At 35.7% G+C, this 19,807-nt stretch carries 13 protein-coding genes; 12 read left to right on the top strand and 1 reads right to left on the bottom strand.

The genetic code is table 11. The features are described from left to right. Nucleotides 1–74 precede the first annotated feature (74 nt). Together K8B81_RS15115 and K8B81_RS15110 are read left to right on the top strand one after the other, a co-directional pair. On the top strand, nucleotides 75–1,199 hold the full coding sequence (locus K8B81_RS15115) for a Fe(II)-2OG oxygenase family protein (protein WP_223682399.1): 1,125 nt from the start codon (nucleotides 75–77) through the stop codon (nucleotides 1,197–1,199). 209 nt (nucleotides 1,200–1,408) lie between these two features. Then, a complete protein-coding gene (locus K8B81_RS15110) occupies nucleotides 1,409–1,762 on the top strand; it encodes a hypothetical protein (protein ID WP_223682398.1) in 354 nt (117 codons plus the stop codon). Between the two features lie 96 nt (nucleotides 1,763–1,858). On the opposite strand, the gene K8B81_RS15105 is transcribed toward K8B81_RS15110, so the two are convergent. Next, nucleotides 1,859–2,914: a glycoside hydrolase family 130 protein gene (locus K8B81_RS15105; protein WP_223682397.1), complete on the bottom strand. Its 1,056-nt coding sequence runs from the start codon at nucleotides 2,912–2,914 to the stop codon at nucleotides 1,859–1,861. 333 nt (nucleotides 2,915–3,247) lie between these two features. On the opposite strand from K8B81_RS15105, the gene katG reads away from it, so the two are divergent. The 10 genes from katG to K8B81_RS15055 all read left to right on the top strand — a co-directional run bounded on the left by katG (nucleotide 3,248) and on the right by K8B81_RS15055 (nucleotide 19,657). Next, nucleotides 3,248–5,524, top strand: coding sequence for a catalase/peroxidase HPI (gene katG, locus K8B81_RS15100; RefSeq protein ID WP_223682396.1), 2,277 nt, complete (start codon nucleotides 3,248–3,250; stop codon nucleotides 5,522–5,524). Between the two features lie 317 nt (nucleotides 5,525–5,841). Beyond that, nucleotides 5,842–6,441: an RNA polymerase sigma factor gene (locus K8B81_RS15095; RefSeq protein WP_223682395.1), complete on the top strand. Its 600-nt coding sequence runs from the start codon at nucleotides 5,842–5,844 to the stop codon at nucleotides 6,439–6,441. Nucleotides 6,442–6,575: 134 nt separating this feature from the next. Next, nucleotides 6,576–7,727: a FecR family protein gene (locus K8B81_RS15090; protein WP_223682394.1), complete on the top strand. Its 1,152-nt coding sequence runs from the start codon at nucleotides 6,576–6,578 to the stop codon at nucleotides 7,725–7,727. A gap of 132 nt (nucleotides 7,728–7,859) precedes the next feature. Then, nucleotides 7,860–11,504 (top strand): SusC/RagA family TonB-linked outer membrane protein, encoded by a 3,645-nt coding sequence (locus K8B81_RS15085; protein ID WP_223682393.1) that lies wholly within the window; start codon nucleotides 7,860–7,862, stop codon nucleotides 11,502–11,504. 4 nt (nucleotides 11,505–11,508) lie between these two features. Beyond that, on the top strand, nucleotides 11,509–12,933 hold the full coding sequence (locus K8B81_RS15080; protein ID WP_223682392.1) for a RagB/SusD family nutrient uptake outer membrane protein: 1,425 nt from the start codon (nucleotides 11,509–11,511) through the stop codon (nucleotides 12,931–12,933). Between the two features lie 5 nt (nucleotides 12,934–12,938). Then, nucleotides 12,939–15,380 (top strand): zinc-dependent metalloprotease, encoded by a 2,442-nt coding sequence (locus tag K8B81_RS15075; protein ID WP_223682391.1) that lies wholly within the window; start codon nucleotides 12,939–12,941, stop codon nucleotides 15,378–15,380. Continuing rightward, a complete protein-coding gene (locus K8B81_RS15070) occupies nucleotides 15,377–15,898 on the top strand; it encodes a DUF3347 domain-containing protein (protein ID WP_223682390.1) in 522 nt (173 codons plus the stop codon). Before K8B81_RS15075 ends, K8B81_RS15070 begins: the two co-directional genes overlap by 4 nt. 181 nt (nucleotides 15,899–16,079) lie before the next feature. Beyond that, nucleotides 16,080–16,448 carry a hypothetical protein gene (locus K8B81_RS15065; RefSeq protein ID WP_223682389.1) on the top strand — a complete coding sequence of 123 codons (369 nt, stop codon included), beginning with the start codon at nucleotides 16,080–16,082 and terminating at the stop codon, nucleotides 16,446–16,448. A gap of 144 nt (nucleotides 16,449–16,592) precedes the next feature. After that, complete coding sequence (locus tag K8B81_RS15060; RefSeq protein ID WP_223682388.1) at nucleotides 16,593–17,417, top strand: DUF3347 domain-containing protein; 825 nt, start codon at nucleotides 16,593–16,595, stop codon at nucleotides 17,415–17,417. Between the two features lie 14 nt (nucleotides 17,418–17,431). Beyond that, complete coding sequence (locus K8B81_RS15055; protein ID WP_223682387.1) at nucleotides 17,432–19,657, top strand: multicopper oxidase domain-containing protein; 2,226 nt, start codon at nucleotides 17,432–17,434, stop codon at nucleotides 19,655–19,657. Nucleotides 19,658–19,807: the final 150 nt, after the last annotated feature.

The raw sequence follows: 19,807 nt of genomic DNA, 5'->3' as shown, positions 1-19,807 counted from the left end.
TATATAATGCTTATTTTTAGTGCATTGTGTTTAATGTTTCAATTGTATTTTAATAACCTAAAGCGAATTAAATAATGAAATCACAATCAATTCTTTCGATTGAAAGATCTACTAATGAACCATTGTCTTTTGATATTCCTACAAAGCCTGTAATAATAGAAATATCACCTCAGGAGAGAAATATTTTATCAAATGTGGGAAGCCTTTTGATGAAAGCATTTGGCAATTATGAAAACCCTGAATATATATCGTCTCTTCATCTCCATGCTTTTCAATTATTGCCCGAACGAATAACCCGAATTTTGAGCCAGTTTGGAACCGATTTTTCAGCTGAACAATATGGTGCGATTGTCTTTAAAGGGCTTTTAGAAGTCGATCAGGAAGATTTGGGACCTACACCTCCTAACTGGCAGGGAGCAGATTACGAAAAGTTAAATAAATATGGTTTTATCTGTTCGTTACTGCACGGAGCTGTACCTTCAAAACCTGTTCAGTATTATGCTCAGAGAAAGGGTGGAGGGCTTTTACATGCTGTAATTCCGGATGAAAATATGGCAATGACACAGACAGGATCAGGCTCTAAAACCGATTTATTTGTACATACCGAGGATGCCTTTTTATCACATCAGGCTGATTTTTTAAGCTTTCTTTATCTAAGAAATGAAGAAAGAGTGCCATCAACATTATATTCTATCCGTTCACATGGAGAGGTTAATGCTGTAATGGAAAAGTTATTTGAACCTATTTATCAGTGTCCAAAAGATGCCAATTATGAAAATGAAGACATTTCAGACTCCGCACCATTAGCGTCTGTATTGTATGGAAACAGGGATCTTCCTTTTATTCGTTTTGATGCTGCTGAGCAAATTTTTAATGAAAATGCAGGACAGACATCTGAAGCCCTTAATAACTTAATAGATTTTTGGGACGAAGCAAAAACACTAATCAATAGTGATTATATTCCAAATTCAGGAGATCTTATTTTTGTAAACAATCATTTGTGTGCACATGGACGAAGTGCATTTGTTGCCGGCCAACGAATAGAAAATGGTGAAATTATAAAATGTGAACGCAGGCAGATGCTCAGAATGATGAGTAAAACAAGTCTTATTCACATCAGAGCTGTCACACAGACCCATAATCCTTATTTTATTATGGAAGAACACTTAGGGAAAATATTTGATCTGGATGAAATTTAGATAGGTTGTCAATACCATAAACTCATTACACTTCCATACTCCATTATTTTTTAATGGAGTTTTTTATGAATTTGTTTGCGTTATTATATAGTTGTGATTTAAAGTAATGATGTACAATTATTTATTTCTGTAAGATAAAAGAATAATTATGTAAAAAAATCACTATTTCATCATTTAAATTTGAGTTTTAAGCTTTAAAATCAAATACTATGAAAACACTATTCAATTCAAAAATCCTATTGTTGCTTATTATGATGGGAGTATTTTCTTCCTGTAAAAATAATCAGGATGGGTACAGCGATGAAATCGATACGCATAAGACTACAGTTGATACATCAGGCACAATTTCAGATACCACAAACCTCGATAAAAATAATGGAGCTAATACAACAGGAAGTAATGCCCCAAAAGTTAATAACGGTACAAACAACCCAAATGCTAGCAGTGCTGGTACTGGAAGCGGGCCTGGTCCTGACCCTAATGATGGATCTGTATACACAAGCTCTTCAGGAGTAAGAAAAGACAGCGTCGATGTTAAGTCTGCTAAGAATAAAGAAAAATAAAACACTTTAACCTTTTCAGTTTTAAAGCCTGTATATTATTTTGCAGGCTTTGTTTTTTTGAATTCGATTAATAATTAATTGATAATAAAAAGATCATCAGGATTCGTTAACCAGGCAAGATAAAATTTCAGCAATAGAAAAATGAGCCCCACAGACAAATTCATCAGCTGCTCCATAATATATAGTAAGTTTGTCTCCTTCTAGAACATGCCCATTAGTGAAAACCACATAGCCGAAAAACCCGCTTAGTTCATAATTTTCCTGAGGCATCATTATTGGTTCTAATGTTCGGGCAATTACTTTTGAGGGATCATTTAAATCCATTAAAAAAGCTCCCAGACAATATTGGTGTTCAGCATTGGCTCCATGATATATTTCTAGCCAGCCTCTATCCGTTTTAATCGGGGCAGCACCGGCACCAACTCTGGCACTGTCCCAAAGTCCTTTTCGGGTCCCAACTAGAAACTGATGATTTCCCCAATGTACACCGTCAGCAGATTCGGCTAACCAGATAAAATTACCTCCAATCTGCGGACTTGAAGGGCGATGCAACGCATAGAATTTGCCATTTATTTTTTCTTCAAAAATGGCGCAATCTTTATTGTGTGGAGGAAATATCATCCCTTTTTGTTCAAAATTTGTCCAGTCCTTTGTGGTACGCATTCCAACGCCAACTCCATTGGAAGAAACCGCGGTGTAGGTAATATAGTAAGTATCTTCGAGTTTGCTTACACGGGCATCTTCTATACCAAATTGTTCAAGCGTACCTAAACCAAATAAAGAACTATAACCTTCAGGTTCATAAAAATGAATGCCATCATCACTGCACAGAATACGTAAATGTGAAAGCGTAGTCAAATAATCCAGGCCTTTATATTGAACAATTCGGGCATCTGTAGCTACAAGATCAGGATCATTCAGCGGGATTTCAATAATTTCTACTTTTCCTAATTCATTAATTACAGGAAAAAAAATAACACCTTCTTTTTGCGAAATACTTTCGGCGACCCGTACCAAAAGCCATGTTTTGTTTTCAAATACAAAAACTCCCGGATTTAACAGGCTGATAATTTGCAAATCAGGAGTGCTTGATTTAAGATCTTTAGGCATTAATATTGGATTTTCAGGAAATCTTTGTGCTATATCGCTCATTGTAATTATTTTACATCTATTATAAATTCAATCAAATAGTATTCATTTATACTAAATTAAGTTATAATTCTTAATTGGTTGTTTATATAATAATTCCTGTTTTTTACATGATCTTCATTAGCTTTTTTAAGATAATACTCGTAAAAATTAAAAAGTATTTTTTGTAATTTTAATTGTAAATTTTATTCGAATAATTTTATAGAGTTTTGAAAGTTTATTTTCAATAGATTTTATCTATTAAGGTAGGTTGATATAATATAAAAAAAGCATAAAGTCTAATCGTTTAGTTCTTAAATTCGTTTTCGGTTATTCTAAAAATCAAAAAAGTATAGTATGGAAAATCAATCAAATGACATTAGTAAGTGCCCTTTTCATAATGGCAGTATAGACAAAGCGGCGGCATCAGGTACAAAAAACCGTGACTGGTGGCCGAAACAGTTAAAAGTAAACATTCTGAGACAGAATTCCTCATTATCAGATCCAATGGGAAATGATTTTGATTATGCAGAAGCTTTTAAAACTCTTGACCTTGAAGCTGTAAAAAAGGATTTGCATGAGCTTATGACGGATTCTCAGGACTGGTGGCCAGCAGATTTTGGTCATTATGGTGGTTTGTTTATTCGTATGGCATGGCACAGTGCCGGAACGTATCGTGTTCATGACGGAAGAGGTGGAGCCGGTGCAGGACAACAGCGTTTTGCTCCCTTAAACAGTTGGCCTGATAATGTAAGTCTGGATAAAGCCAGAAGACTTTTATGGCCAATCAAGCAAAAATACGGGCGAAAAATATCGTGGGCAGATTTAATGATATTAACAGGAAACGTTGCCCTGGAATCTATGGGTTTTAAAACATTCGGTTTTGCCGGAGGAAGAGCAGACGTGTGGGAACCGGACGAATCAGTTTATTGGGGTTCTGAAACTACCTGGCTTGGAGGAGACGAACGTTATGCTGATGGTTCAGATGGAGTACCAAAAGATCATGGAGTAGTATCATCTGATGACAATGCAGATGGGCAAGTTCATACCAGAAATCTGGAGAAACCGCTTGCAGCAGTACAAATGGGACTTATATATGTAAATCCTGAAGGACCGGATGGAAATCCTGATCCAGTTTTGGCAGCCAAAGATATTCGCGATACTTTCGGACGTATGGCAATGGATGATGAAGAAACAGTAGCGCTAATTGCTGGAGGACACACATTTGGTAAAACTCACGGTGCTGCTTCTTCAGATCACGTAGATAAAGAGCCGGAAGCATCAGGTATAGAATTACAGGGCTTTGGCTGGCAAAATAGTTTTGGTTCAGGTAAAGGTCCTGACACCATCACAAGCGGATTGGAAGTAACGTGGACAAAAACGCCAACGCAATGGAGTAATAATTTCTTCGAAAATTTATTTGGTTTTGAATGGGAACTGTCTAAAAGTCCGGCCGGAGCTCACCAATGGGTAGCTAAAAATGCAGAACCTATTATTCCTGACGCATTTGATAGTTCTAAAAAGCACTTACCGACGATGCTTACAACTGACTTATCATTACGGTTTGATCCTGCTTATGAGAAGATCTCCCGAAAATTTCTGGAAAACCCGGATGCTTTTGCAGATGCTTTTGCACGTGCATGGTTTAAACTGACACACAGGGATATGGGACCACGTTCACGCTATCTGGGTCCAGATGTACCTCAGGAAGAATTGTTATGGCAGGATCCTATTCCTGAAGTTAACCATACTTTGATTGATGAAAATGACATTACTCAATTGAAACAAAAAATACTGAATTCAGGCTTAAGTATTTCTGAGTTAGTTGCTACTTCGTGGGCATCGGTATCTACTTTTAGAGGTTCGGATAAACGTGGCGGAGCAAATGGAGCACGAATCAGACTGGCTCCTCAAAAAGACTGGAAGGTAAATAATCCGGTACAACTTAAAAAGGTTTTAGACAAACTTGAAAGTATTCAAAATGAATTTAATGCTGCACAAGGAAATGACAAAAAAGTTTCATTAGCAGATTTAATAGTTTTAGCGGGTAATGCAGGAATAGAAAAGGCTGTTAAGAATGCAGGATATTCCGTTAATATTTCTTTTGCTCCGGGCAGAATGGATGCTTCCCAGGAACAGACAGATGTTGAATCTTTCGGTTATCTGGAGCCTAAAGCAGACGGATTCCGTAATTATAGAAGTACAAAATCGACAGTATCTACTGAGGAACTTCTTATAGATAAAGCAAATTTACTGACACTTACTGCACCTGAACTTACAATACTTTTAGGTGGGTTACGTGTTCTGGATATCAACACTGACGGAAGTAAAAATGGTGTTTTCACCGATCGTCCGGGTCAGCTTACCAATGATTTCTTTGTCAATTTGCTGGATATGAATACAAAATGGCAGGCTTTATCTGATGACAAGGAACTTTATGCCGGAAACGATCGTAATACCGGTCAGCCAAAATGGATTGGTACACGTGCAGATCTTGTTTTTGGATCTAATTCAGAATTAAGAGCTATTGCCGAGGTTTACGCAAGCAGTGATGCACAGGAAAAATTCATCAATGATTTTGTTGCTGTATGGAATAAAGTAATGAATCTGGATCGATTTGATTTAATCAGATAAATTCATGTTAAGTTAAAAAATAAAGGGGCCTGATCATGGCTCCTTTTCTAGTTTAATCTTATAGTAAAATGGGGATGTTTTCAAACGCAGTTCCTAATTATATTCGTACATTAGTAATAGATAGAAATATCATTCAGATAAATAGTATTAAAGAACATAATTTGCATAGTAAGAGAAGTACTAATATTGTTTTTTTATTATAATTTTAATGTTGTATTTTTTTTATATTCAAAATAATAAGGGAATATAATGGACTTTTTTATGATTATTCAAAGAAATTCAATACATATTTGCTGAAAAATTAAAAATACATAGATTTGTTTTTTATAGCCTATTTGCTTTTTATACTTACTTTGGAAATAGATATTGTCTTAAAAGAACTTCAAAATCAAAATAAATCCGTTTACAAAAATGTATTTAACCATTTTTATAAAGGGCTGGTTGTATATGCCAACAATTTTTTATTCGATCAGGAATCAAGTGAAGATGCTGTACAGGAAGTATTTATTTCGTTATGGGAAAATGCAAAAAACATTGAAATAAAAACTTCTCTTAAAGCTTACCTGTATGCAATGGTACGCAACAAATGCCTGAATTATCTGAAATCGGTAAAAATAACAGATGATTTAAATGTAATTGATTTAAATTCAATGCTGGTTTTAGAAGAAGATTTGGATTTGATTTCTGAAGAAGAGAAAACAATTCTTTACCATCATATTTTAAAGATTATAGAAACTTTTCCGAAAAGTATGCAGCAGGTTTTCAAACTTAAATTTATTGAAAATTATAAATACGAAGAAATCGCCGATGAAATGGGGATTTCCGTAAACACTGTAAAAACGCAGCTTAAGAGAGCAAAGGTGAAAATTAGCGAATCGTTGGTTATTATATTAGCTTTATTATCCATTCATTCGTAAGAAAGTTACCTCGTTTGTTGGTAAATTTAATTTTTTCTTCACTTTTTCTTAAACTTTTGTCACCCATTCTTTAGTTTCGGTTGTCTTAGTTATAAATTACATCAGGTAATTGTTAATTTAAAGAGATTCTGAAAATGGAATTTAAACTGATCATAAAGAAAATACACAATACTCTTACTCCCGAAGAAGAATCGGTTTTTGATTTATGGTACAATCAATCTGCGGCCAATAGGGCTTATTTTGCCAAAGTTCAAGATAACTATCAAACGGATGATATCAAGGAGATAAATCTGGATGACGCATGGAAAGCTATTGACAAAAACATTAGTCCGGAAAAAAATAAAAATCAGTTTTATAAATATGCTGCTGCTGCATCCATAGTTTTATTGCTCGGTACAGGAATATTTTATTTTACAAAACCAAAAGAACAAATTATTGAGGTTGCTGAAAAACCAAAGGACATTGCCCCTGGAGGTAACAGAGGGATTTTAACGCTTTCGAACGGAAAACAAATTGTTTTGTCTGATATTTCTGCAAAAGATACTATTGCCCACGAAGGAGAAAAAGAAGAAGTTACAATCAAAATGGATGCTAACGGAGTTATTACTTATACCATAAATCCTGATGCTGATGTTTCAATAGCTGATGCTAATTCGTTCAATACACTTTCAACACCAACAGGAGGGCAATATAATATTGTTTTAGCAGATGGAACCAAAGTTTATCTAAACACTGTTTCTTCTATTAAATATCCAACCCGTTTTAATGGTAAAGAAAGAATCGTAGAATTAGAAGGGGAGGCTTACTTTGAAGTAGCTAAAAATAAAAATAAACCCTTTATCGTAAAATCAGATACTCAGTCTATAGAGGTTCTGGGAACTCATTTTAATGTTCATGCTTACCATAATGAACCATTTGTGAAAACAACATTACTGGAAGGAAGTGTAGCAGTTACTTCTAAAAATCAAAAAGCAGTCTTAAAGCCTGGAGAACAATCTAATGTATCTGATAATCTTGGCAGGATTACCATTCGAAAAGTGGATACAGAAGCAGCTATTGCCTGGAAAAATGGCCGTTTTAAATTTGATAATGCCGACCTGAAAACGGTAATGAAACAATTGGAACGCTGGTACGGAATTAAAGTTGAGTACCGTGGCGATGTATCGGACGTAAGGTTTAATGGTGGTACATTTATGAATAAAAATTTATCTGAAGTATTAAAAGTGCTTGAGCTTAGTAATATAAAATTTAAGGTCGAAGGAAAAACGATTGTTGTGTATCCATGATCTTAAGTTTACCCGATTATATTGAGCTTAAAACTAAAAAACCAGAGGCAGTTGCGATGCTTCTGGTTGTTAGAAAGTTGATAGCCAATATGAGTTTTCCACTATTGTTTAACTATAACTAAATGTAAATGTATGAAATTTAATTTACAACCAAAAAAACCTTACAAAGAACTCAGGAAAACAATTCCGGGGTTTCATTTTTCTAATTATCCGTGGATATTGGGTTTGCTGTTTATGCTGTTATGCAGTTTTACGGTTCAGGCACAAAATGTTACTATTAATTTCAAGGATGCATCACTTGAAACAGTCCTGAAGGAAGTAGCAAAACAGGCTAATTACGAAGTTTTTTATACGCAAAAACTGCTAAAAGATTCGAAACCGGTAACGATTAATGTTAAGAATTCAGGTTTAAAAGAAACGCTTAATCAAATTTTCAATTCGCAAAATTTAAAATATTCACTTACCAATCAAACGATAGTGGTAACTGCTGCAAAAGAAAAAGAGGAAAAGCGGGGAAACGGATCCGGAAAAATACAAGGAAAAGTATTAAACAGTAAAAACGAGCCATTTCCGGGAGTAAATGTTACAATTTCAGGGACAAACAAGCATAGTATAACTGATTTTGACGGCAGCTTTTCTTTTGATGATGCGCCTCTGGATGCTATATTAGAGTGTACTGGATTAACTATTGAAAAAAAATCTTTTGCCATTGATGGACGCACCCAGTTAACACTTGTTGTTGAAGATAAGGTTTCTGTAATGAAAGATGTTGTTGTGACAGGATTCCAGACGCTTACCAGAAGCCATTCTACCGGTGCTATTACCAAAATAGATGAAAAAGTATTAAACGAAAATATCAACACTAATTTAGCATCTGCCCTTGAGGGACGTGTGGCAGGTTTGATGTTTCAGAAAAACCCGACAGGAGCTTCAGCTGATACTCCAATACTAAGAGGTATTGGCACTTTTTCTGTTGGTGAAGTAGGATATAGTCCGCTTTTGGTTATAGACGGTCTGCCAACCGAATTGACTCTTGATCAGATTAATCCGTATGATATTGAAAGTGTAAATGTTCTTAAAGATGCAGCAGCAGGATCTATTTATGGTTCAAGAGCAGCAAATGGTATTATTGTTTTGACTACCAAAAAAGGGAATGGCAAGCTTAAAGTGAGCATAAATTCTGATTTTTTTATTGGTACAAAACCAAATATTAAAGATATGAATTACGCTTCTACAAGTGATTTGATTGATTTTGAACAAGCTGTGTATAACAGAGAAAGAGCCAGATTTGCCAATACAGCTACAATGTTCAATGCTTATGGCGATATTGGAAGCAGCAGCCCAAAATATTATAGCCCTTTATACCAGCTTAACAGGGATCTTGAAGACGGAAAAGTGAGCAGTACAGATTACGATACTACTATCGCTCAATGGAGAAAGAACGATTACATAAAAGATTATCGGGATAATGTATGGCAAAACGAATTCAGACAGCGTTACAATGTGGCATTTTCCGGAAGTACGAGTAAGCAGAATACTTATGTTTCATTCAATTATGACGCCGCAGATAATCGTATCGTAAACAACACAAGTCAGGCATTTAATCTTTATGTTAAAAGCAGTTTTCAGGTAAACAACTGGTTAAATGCAACTTTTGGGGTTAATGCTACCTATAGCAACGATGATGTTACTGATTTTGATTTCGGTAATTATAATATTCAAAAAAGATATGAGCGTATTACGGATGATAACGGAGACCGCGTATTATCACAGTTTGTAGGGATTAAAGATGGTTTTACCGGTAGTAGTGTTATTAACCCGGCTATGGCTGCAAAAATAAACAGTTTAAGTGGTTTTAAATCAGTTAATTTTAACGTATTGGATGCGCTTAATGAAGGTATCACACATGAAAACTCATTAAGTTTAAGAGCCTTTACAAACCTTCGTGCGAAGATATGGAAAGGGTTGAGCTTTAATACACAATTTCAATATGAATTACGAAAAAGTGATAACGATCAATATTATGCCGTTGACTCATACAGAATGCGTTATGCCATCAATGCCTTGACAGGGTATAACCCAACTACAAATGTTTACACTTATGTAGATGGTTTTTCTGCAGGAGGACGCTACAAACAATGGAGCAGTCAGGCAAGTAACTATTCTTTTAGAAATCAGTTAGATTTTAGTCAGGATTTTAGTGAAGGGAAGCATTCTGTTAATGCAGTTGCCGGTTTTGAAATGCGCGAAACTTTTGTTCCAAGAGGTATTGAACAAATACGATATGGTTACGATCCGGTTACACTTACTTCTGCTACATTGAATAACCTTTCACTTAGCCAAACAGGAGTTCCTAGTTATATTTATGGAAATAATACCACTTTGGCAGCTATATCAAGATCACAAACGGAAGTTTTACATCATTACTTTTCAGTTTTCAGTACAGCAGGTTATACTTATTTATCTAAATATAACGTAACAGGAAGTTACCGTGTGGATCGTGCAGATTTATTTGGTGTAGATTCTAAATATAAAAACCGTCCATTATGGTCTGCAGGTTTAGGCTGGAATATTAGTAATGAAGACTTCATGAAAGAAGTAAAATGGGTTAACATGCTTAAATTCAGGGCTACTTATGGTGTAAGTGGAAATGTCGATCAAAGTACAACACCCTATGTAACTGCTACAAGAAGAAATGACAACTTATATCAGTCTTTACAATACATAAACATTACGTCTCAGCCAAATCCAATGTTAAGATGGGAAAAAACACAAACAACCAACTTGGGTTTAGATTATACAGTACTAAACCATAAACTGACAGGTAGTATTGATGTTTATCGCAAACTGAGCAGTGATTTATTGGCAACAACCGATTTAGATCCTACTGTTGGAGCTACAAGCAGAAGAATCAATGCAGGCGCCTTGTTAAACAGAGGAGTTGAATTTACTGTTGGTTCTGAATGGTTTAATAATGGTAGTTTCCGCATTAATTCCAATGTTGTTTTTGGTTACAACAAAACGACAATTGATAAAGTTACCAGAGCACAGTCAAGTTCATCAGTGTATGTCAGTGCGCCATCAAATTACTTTTTTGAAGGTGACGTATTCAATAACCTGTACGCTTACAAATACGGGGGTACAGTTAATGGATATCCTTATGTTCTGGATGAAAATGGAAATCCGTCAATCACTTTCGATGCTAACGGGAACCCGATATCAACGAGTATAAAAACAGTTTCTAATCCGAATGCATTGGTAAAAATGGGAAGTTTAACCCCAACTTATACAGGTTCATTCTCACAGCGATTCTCATATAAGGGATTCGATCTGAATATGTTGTTTGTTTTCTCAGGAGGAAATGTAATGCGTAAAGAGACTATTGACATGAGTACTGATGCAGTAAATCTTTCAGGGATTTCAGATCGTTATACAGATGCAAATCCAAATGGTAATACACGTTTATATGTTGATTTCGCAGAAAATGTAAGATCTTATGCAGGAACAATTAGCAGCCAATGGAGAAATTCCGATGTGAATGTGGTAGATGGAGATTATATCAAACTTAGAAACATTTCATTAGGTTACAGTCTTCCGAAAATTTTCGCAAACAAAATCAAAATGGAATCAGCAAAATTTACTTTCCAGGTAAACAATATCTGGTATTGGAGTGCAGCCGGAAACCGTATTGATCCCGAAGTTTATTCTGTGAACTCAGGAACACGTAATTTGCCATTGTCCAAAACCTACTTATTTGGTTTTAATCTAACCCTTTAAAAAAATGAAAAAGACACATATCATAATGCTGTTGCTGGTAATGTTTGGTGCAGCATCCTGCGAAGAATATACAGACCTTACTCCTAAAGGAGCTTTAGTAATAGAGACTGCAGATCAATTTTACGAAATGGTCTCCCTGCCAAACAGAGGTTATCCGATTAATAATTTTCAGTATTTGGTAGATGACCAATGGATGAAAGAATCAAATGTTATAGGAGTAACTCCTAATATCAATACGATCAATTTTACCTTTGACGAAACAACTGACAGGGTTTCTTTAATGTCTGGTTCAAGCTTTTACAACCAGGCTTACGTTTACATTAACAGATGGAATACTATTATTTCATTGGTAGATGATAGCAAGGGTGAAGGAAGTACTAAACAATTAGCAAAAGCAGAAGCAAAAATTTACAGAGCATACGATCACTTTTTGTTAGTAAATCACTATGCAAAAGGCTATGATCCGCAGACTGCTGCTACCGATGGAGGTATTTGTATTATGGATAAATTTGATTTAGAAGCTCAGCCGTCAAAATCAACAGTAGCACAGGTTTACGATTTTATTCAAAAAGACATTGAAGAGGCATTGCCATATCTTAAAGAAACCCCTCGTGATGTTTACCATCCGTCACTGGCATTTGCTTATGCTTTCAAAGCAAAAGTTCATTTGTTCAAACGCGAAATTGCTCTTGCAAAAGAAGCCGCAGAGAAATCATTAAGCTACAATAACAAAATATTTGATTTGGTAGCCTACAGCGCTCAGGGAGGACCAACAGCTGTTGCTGTACCTGCTGCAAATAATATAGAGGTGCTTAGCTATATGTACATGACAGGTTATAACGAAATGAACTTTGCACAACAAAATATTATAAGTCCAGAACTGAGAACGCTATTCGGTACTAATGATGCACGTTTTAATTTGTTTTTTAATACCACAAGTGCAACCAATTTAGATCTTGGTTCTAATACCGCTTACTGGGCAACACAGTATACCCGATTTTTTTACCCAACAGTCGGAATGAAAACGACCGAGGTTTACCTGATGCTTGCTGAATGCTATGCGAGAGAAAACAAACTTACTGAAGCTGTTGATATCTTAAATCAATTAAGAGCAAAACGTATTTTGTCTGGTACGGTAAATTTAACGGTACCGGCTACCCGAAAAGAAACAATGGAATTGGTGATAAATGAACGCAGAAAAGAATTAATGTTTGGTTTTAATCGTTTTTTCGATCTTAAAAGGTTAAATACGGAACCGGAATATGCAAAAACAATTACAAGAGTATTTCCGCTTGTTAACAAAACTGTTCCGCAAAAAACATATACGTTGCAACCGAATTCCAGATTGTACATTGTGCCGTTTCCTTTGACAGCTTTGATGAAAAATCCAAAACTTACTTTAAACACAGACGAAAAAGTCCCATTTTAATCCTGATGAATAAATTATTTTTAATTTTAATCATGCTGCTGGCCACGCAGCAGCATGGTTTTTCTCAAAACACTGCAGAAAAAAAAGCAGACAGTACCAGCACACAGCCGAAAGGCATGCTGGCTTATAATAAAGTAATTACCGATAAAGCCAAAAGCAAAGTAGGTCTTTTTACAGTAAGTCAGGTAGATACGAAATACTACTTTCAAATTCCGGACAGTTTGTTTAACAGATACTTACTGGTAGTAACCCGATACCTTTCGACACCTGAAGGAATGGGAATTTTTGGAGGTGAAAAAGCGAATGAGCAGACTATTTATTTTGAAAAGGGCGCTAATAATACTGTTTTTTTAAGATCACTGCAATATAGACAGGATGTTCGTAACGCAGATTCAATGCTGGCAAAAGCATTGGCGGGTAGTAACGAGAATCCTATTGTAGGCGCTTTTCCAATAAAAACTACCAATCCTGATAATGGATATGTTGTTATTGATGTTACGGATGCTTTCAAAAAAGACAATGCCATGTTTTCTCTGGAAACCAAAGAGAAAACAGAAAAAAAATTAACCACTCTTGCTGATGATAAATCTTTTATTGAAAGTATTGAAACCTATCCAATCAACATTGAGGTAAAATCAACAAGAACCTACACGAGTTCTTTAGCAAGCAGCGGAACCGTAACAATAAGATTGAACACCTCAATTGTATTGCTGCCAAAAACGCCAATGCGAAAACGTTTTGCAGATGAAAGAGTCGGTTTTTTTGCCAATAAATATGTTTTGTTTGATGATGACCAGCAGCGTGCCGAAAAAAAATATATTATTCAGCGCTACCGTCTGGAACCAAAAGACAAGGATATCAAAAAGTACTTAAGAGGAGAACTGGTTGAACCTAAAAAACAAATCGTTTATTACATTGATCCGGCAACGCCAAAAAAATGGAGACCGTATTTAATTGCAGGTATTAATGACTGGCAGAAAGCTTTTGAAGCGGCAGGTTTCAAAAATGCTATTGTGGGTAAAGAATGGCCGGAAGACGATAAAACAATGAGTCTGGAAGACGCAAGATATTCTGTAATACGATATTATGCTTCAGAAACACCTAATGCTTATGGGCCGCGTGTAAGTGACCCGAGAAGTGGGGAAATAATTGAAAGCCACGTGGGCTGGTATCATAATGTGATGAAATTGGTGCAAAGATGGTATATGATTCAGGCTGGACCTTTAGATCCAAAAGCCAGAAAAATGCATTTAGATGATGAACTAATGGGGCAGTTAATCCGTTTTGTTTCTTCGCATGAAATTGGGCATACGATTGGTTTGCGTCATAACATGGGAGCGAGTAGTGCTACTCCGGTAGAAAAACTTCGCGATAAAAAATGGGTCGAAGCGAATGGACATACGGTTTCTATAATGGATTATGCCCGTTTTAATTATGTGGCACAACCGGAAGATAATATTGGCCCGGCAGGGATTTATCCTCGAATTGGAATGTACGACAAATGGGCAATTAAATGGGGATACAGTTATCTTCCAAATGCAAAAGATGAGTTTGAAGAAGAAAAAATACTGAGCAAAATGGCCACAGACAGCCTGTCCGTTAATCCTAAATTATGGTTTGGAGGTGAAGGAAAAGACGAAGATCCACGAAGCCAGTCAGAAGATTTAGGTGATGACTCAGTGCTTGCCAGCGATTACGGAATTAAAAATTTAAAACGTGTTGTACCTAAGCTTATAGAATGGACTTACGAGCCAAACGATGCTTATGATAATTTAGAAGACATGCATAAAGCGGTTTTAGCACAATATTCAAGGTATTTGTATCATGTATTGAAAAATATTGGCAACAACTACGTTACAAAAAGAACAGTTGATGAAAAAGGAATTGTATATCAGCCAATCCCTAAAGCAAAAGTAAAAGCAGCTATCGATTATGTAGGAAGACAATTGTTTGTTGCCCCTCTGTGGATGTATCCTCAGGAAATTGACCAACTTATTCGTTTAAAAACAGCTGACCAAATACTAGACCAGCAAAACCAGGTATTAAATATGCTATTAAGTTCAGGCATGCTTTATAATATTAGTCTTAAATCACTGCAATTTGAAGGAGCTTATACGGTTCCTGAATTTTTAAACGATTTACAGCAGACAGTTTGGATAAAATTCAGCGGTGATGAAAAGCAGGATTTTTACAGAAGAAGCCTTCAGCGAGCTTATGTCGAAAAATTGGGCATGCTTTTGTTACCAAAGGAATTAGAACCCGGCAAAGCGTCAAATACAGCACAACGCAGTGATGTAGTGTTGTATGGAAAACAGCACTTAGTAAAATTAAGGGCAGATGTTACCAGATTAATGAATTCAGCAACAGGAATTAATAAAGATCATTTCGAAAGTATTCTGATCGATATTGACAAAATTATTTCAAAATTAAATAAAACAGACATATGAAAAAAATACTAGCTACAGCATTTATTTGCTTAAGCACCTTCATGCAGGCACAATTAACATCAAAACAAGAAGTAACACCTGAGTTAGTAGCAAAACGTGAAGCACAAAAAAAAGAAATCACAAATAATTATCTGGCTTTAAAAAACAGCCTAGTCCTGTCAGATAGTCTTGCTGCTGCTAAAAGTGCAGAAGCATTAAAGACCTCATTAAAAAACTTCAAATTTAAAAAACTGAAGCTTGAACAAATGAATGAAGCTACTGCAAAAAGAAAAGTAATAATTGATCTTGTAAGTCAGGTAGCGGCAACGAAAAATATTAATAAACAACGTGAGATTGTTCAGGAACTTTCAGTAAAATTCTGGGACTTGGCTCCAAAGTTTAAGGCTGAGGACGCCACATTATATCTTCAGGTTTGCCCAATGACAGGGGCTACGTGGACAAGTGACAGTAAGGAAATCAAAAATCCTTACTATCCAAAAAATATGCTGACTTGCGGTGAAGTAAAAGCAAGTTTATAAAAATTGAATTAGTTGGACAAATACGGTATTCTGAAAAGAGCCGTATTTGCCTTTTTAATAAATGATGTTTTTTGTTTGGATAGGTGTTTAAAATATTCAAAAAAGAACATTATTAATGGAACGTTAATCGGGCAAAGAGATGAATATAGATTTCATATCTTTGTAAAATATCACAGGAATAATGAAAAGGATTTTTCTTTTATTATTATTTATTTTGGGCTTTTTGCTGATGCCCAGTATTGGTATGGCCTGTAACACTAAATCGTTGAAATCTCCTTCTCATAAAGAGATGTCCACAAAGAATGAAAAAGAACATTCCTGCTGTAAATCATCTGATTCCAAAAATAAAAATCATAATTGTGATGGCAAAACATGTACACATACAAAATGTGCCTGCACTTTTTCATGCTCAGTATTTTTATTCTTTACCCCAACAGTCACTTCAAATACTGTAATAGAAATTGCTTCTGCAGTACAAAGATTCCCGGATTTTAAAACTCTTTTATCGACAGGTTACGGATCACTTTGGCTAATCCCTAAAATAGGCTAATAGAATTGTGTGACAGCCAAAGGTCTGTCCATTTACGAGCAGTTAATGCTCAGGATTTAATTATATCAGTTCTCTTTCAATTCAACCATGCTTTGAATAAGTTGCTGTAATTTGATTTTTATTATTCTTTTAAAAAAAACTATTATGTATCCATTCAAAAATATAATGATGGCAATATTCCTGTTGCTATCAGTTAGTAGCCAGTCTCAGGTTAAAAATGATAGTACTGAGAACATCAAAATATATGGAAATTGTTCCATGTGCAAGGACAATATAGAACACGCAGGTAATCAAAAAAATGTGGCTGCCGTTATCTGGGATAAAAATACCAAAATGGCTTCTGTAACCTATGATCCCAAAAAAACAAATACAGATCAGATTTTAAAACGTATTGCTCTAGCCGGCTATGATAATAGCAGTTTTTTAGCACCACAATTATCTTACGACAAACTTCCTGATTGCTGTAAATATGTAAGGGAATTAAAAAAAGCTGAACCAAAATCTGAAATGGTGTTTACTTCTCATAAAGTTCATAATCAAGCAGCTCAAGCAGGTCCATTTCAAACAATTTATGATGCTTATTTTGCTCTTAATGATGCTTTTATTCAGTCTGATACTGAAGCAGTAGCTTCTAAAGCAAAAGGATTTGTGGATGCTGTTTCGGCTGTAAAAATGGAATCATTATCTGAACAGGAACATATAATCTGGATGAAAGTAAATTCAGTATTGACTGAGCAGTCTGGCGCGATTGCAACAGCAAAAGGAATAGATAAACAAAGGGAAAGTTTTAAGGGATTGTCTAAAAATCTTTATGAATTGCTCAAAACTGCTAAAGGAGCAGCGCCTGTTTATTATCAATATTGCCCAATGGCAGATGCTAATTGGCTAAGTAGAGAGAATACCATAAAAAATCCTTACTATGGTGTTCAAATGCTAAGTTGTGGTAAAACGGTAGAAACCATTCCATAATTCAAATTTAAAGAATGAAATCAATCTATATACTATTGCTGATCGCTGTTACTGCAACCGCGCAAAAAGTGGTACGGTACGACCTGTATGTCAGGGATACACTTGTCAATTTCACAGGCAAACAAAAAAGAGCTATTGCCGTTAATGGACAAATTCCGATGCCGACACTTACATTCACAGAAGGCGATATTGCCGAAATTTATGTACACAATGAAATGGATGAAGAAACTTCGCTTCATTGGCATGGACTATTCCTGCCTAATAAGGAAGACGGGGTTCCTTATCTGACCCAGATGCCTATAAAACCGCATACAGTTTACAAATATACTTTTCCCATAATTCAGCATGGAACGCACTGGTATCACAGCCATAGTGGGCTTCAGGAACAAATTGGGATGTACGGATCCTTTGTAATTAATAAAAAAACAGATGATCCTACTTTTAGAAAAGGTATTGATGATCTGCCCACCGTTCCTGTTATTTTAAGTGAATGGACTGATATGAAACCTCACAATATTCACAGGCTTCTGCATAATGCCAGTGATTGGTTTGCGATAAAAAAAGGAACAACCCAAAGTTATGGAGAAGCCATCAGGCAGGGACATTTTTTTACGAAAGTGGTCAATGAATGGAAAAGAATGAACGCCATGGATGTAAGTGATGTTTATTACGACCGTTTTTTAATGAATGGCAAAAATGAAAGTCAGTTGTCTCAGTTTAAAGGAGGGGATAAAGTCCGTTTGAGGATTTCTAATGCCGGGGCTTCAAGTAATTTTTGGCTTACCTATGCAGGAGGTAAAATTACAGTTGTAGCAAACGATGGCAATGATGTAGAACCTGTAGAAGTAGATCGTCTGCTTATAGCCGTTTCTGAAACCTATGACATTGTGGTAAAAATTCCGGCAGATCAGACAGCATATGAATTTTTGGCTACCCCAGAAGACAGAACTAAATCGGCCTCTTTATATCTTGGTTCGGGAATCAAACAGCTTGTTGAACCACTTCCCAAATTAAAATATTTTGAAGGAATGAAGATGATGAACGGTATGATGAAAATGAATGGCGATCTTGATGATATGGGTATGAGCATGTCCCTGAATCAAATGGATATGAACGTAGTTATGTATCCGGAAATAAATGGTGAATCAGTTAAGAAAGAAAATTCAACTCATAAAAACCATGCCGAAGAAGGATCTTCGAAATACAACAGTAATGCATTGTCCGATATTATAACTTTAAATTACAATATGCTCAAATCTACTATTAAAACAACACTTCCCAAGGATGCACCTGTCAAAGAACTTCGGTTTGAGCTTACCGGCAATATGAATCGTTATGTGTGGAGCCTGGACAATAAAGTAGTATCTGAAACAGATAAAATCCTGATCAGGAAAGGAGAGAATGTGCGTATTGTATTGTACAATGGTTCGATGATGCGTCATCCAATGCATTTGCATGGCCATGATTTTCGTCTGATTAATAATCAGGGCGATTATGCACCACTAAAAAATGTGGTCGATATTATGCCAATGGAAACCGATACAATAGAATTTACTGCCAATGCTGAAGGGGACTGGTTTTTTCATTGCCATATCCTTTATCATATGATGAGTGGTATGGGAAGGATTTTTAGCTATGAAAACCAAAAGCCTAACCCGGAAATTCAAAATCCTAAAGCTGCTCAAAAAAAACTCTTTGCTGATGACAGGATGTTCCATTTTATGGCAGAAAATGATTTTGCTACCAATGGTAACGATGGTGAAGCAATGTATCAAAATACGAGATGGAGTATAGGAACAGAATGGAGGTTAGGGTACACCGATATGCATGGTTACGAAACAGAGACCCATATTGGAAGGTATATTGGCAAAATGCAGTGGCTGATGCCTTTTATCGGGTTTGACTGGCGATACCGTAAGATGGAGATGGGTGAGTATGAAAAGAACCTCTTTGGACAAACCAACACTAAAAATGAGAGAGCTGTTTTTAGTGCGGGTGTCAATTATACTCTGCCAATGTTAATTGTTGCACAAGCAGAAGTTTTTACTGATGGTAACTTTCGCTTTCAGCTGGAACGCATGGATATTCCTCTTTCCAAAAGACTGCGAATGAACCTGATGTGGAATACAGACAAAGAATATATGGCAGGTTTGAAATATATAATAGGAAAGAATTTTGGACTTACCACGCATTACGACAGTGATATGGGAGTAGGGTTTGGTTTGAACCTGAATTACTAGAATTTCTAATAACTACAATAAATAAAAAGAGGCTGTCTCAAAAGTGAGGCAGCTTTTTTTGTGGCATAAAAAAAAGGAAAGTTTTCGCTTTCCTAATTCTTGCAATTTAATTAAATTGCGGTGTGTGTATAGCTTCAAAAGTAGTCTTTA

Source organism: Flavobacterium hibisci, from assembly GCF_020026925.1.
In the GTDB taxonomy this organism is placed as follows: Bacteria; Bacteroidota; Bacteroidia; order Flavobacteriales; family Flavobacteriaceae; genus Flavobacterium; species Flavobacterium hibisci.
Note: the sequence above shows the minus strand (reverse complement) of the source record. Positions and strands in the feature narration are given on the sequence as shown.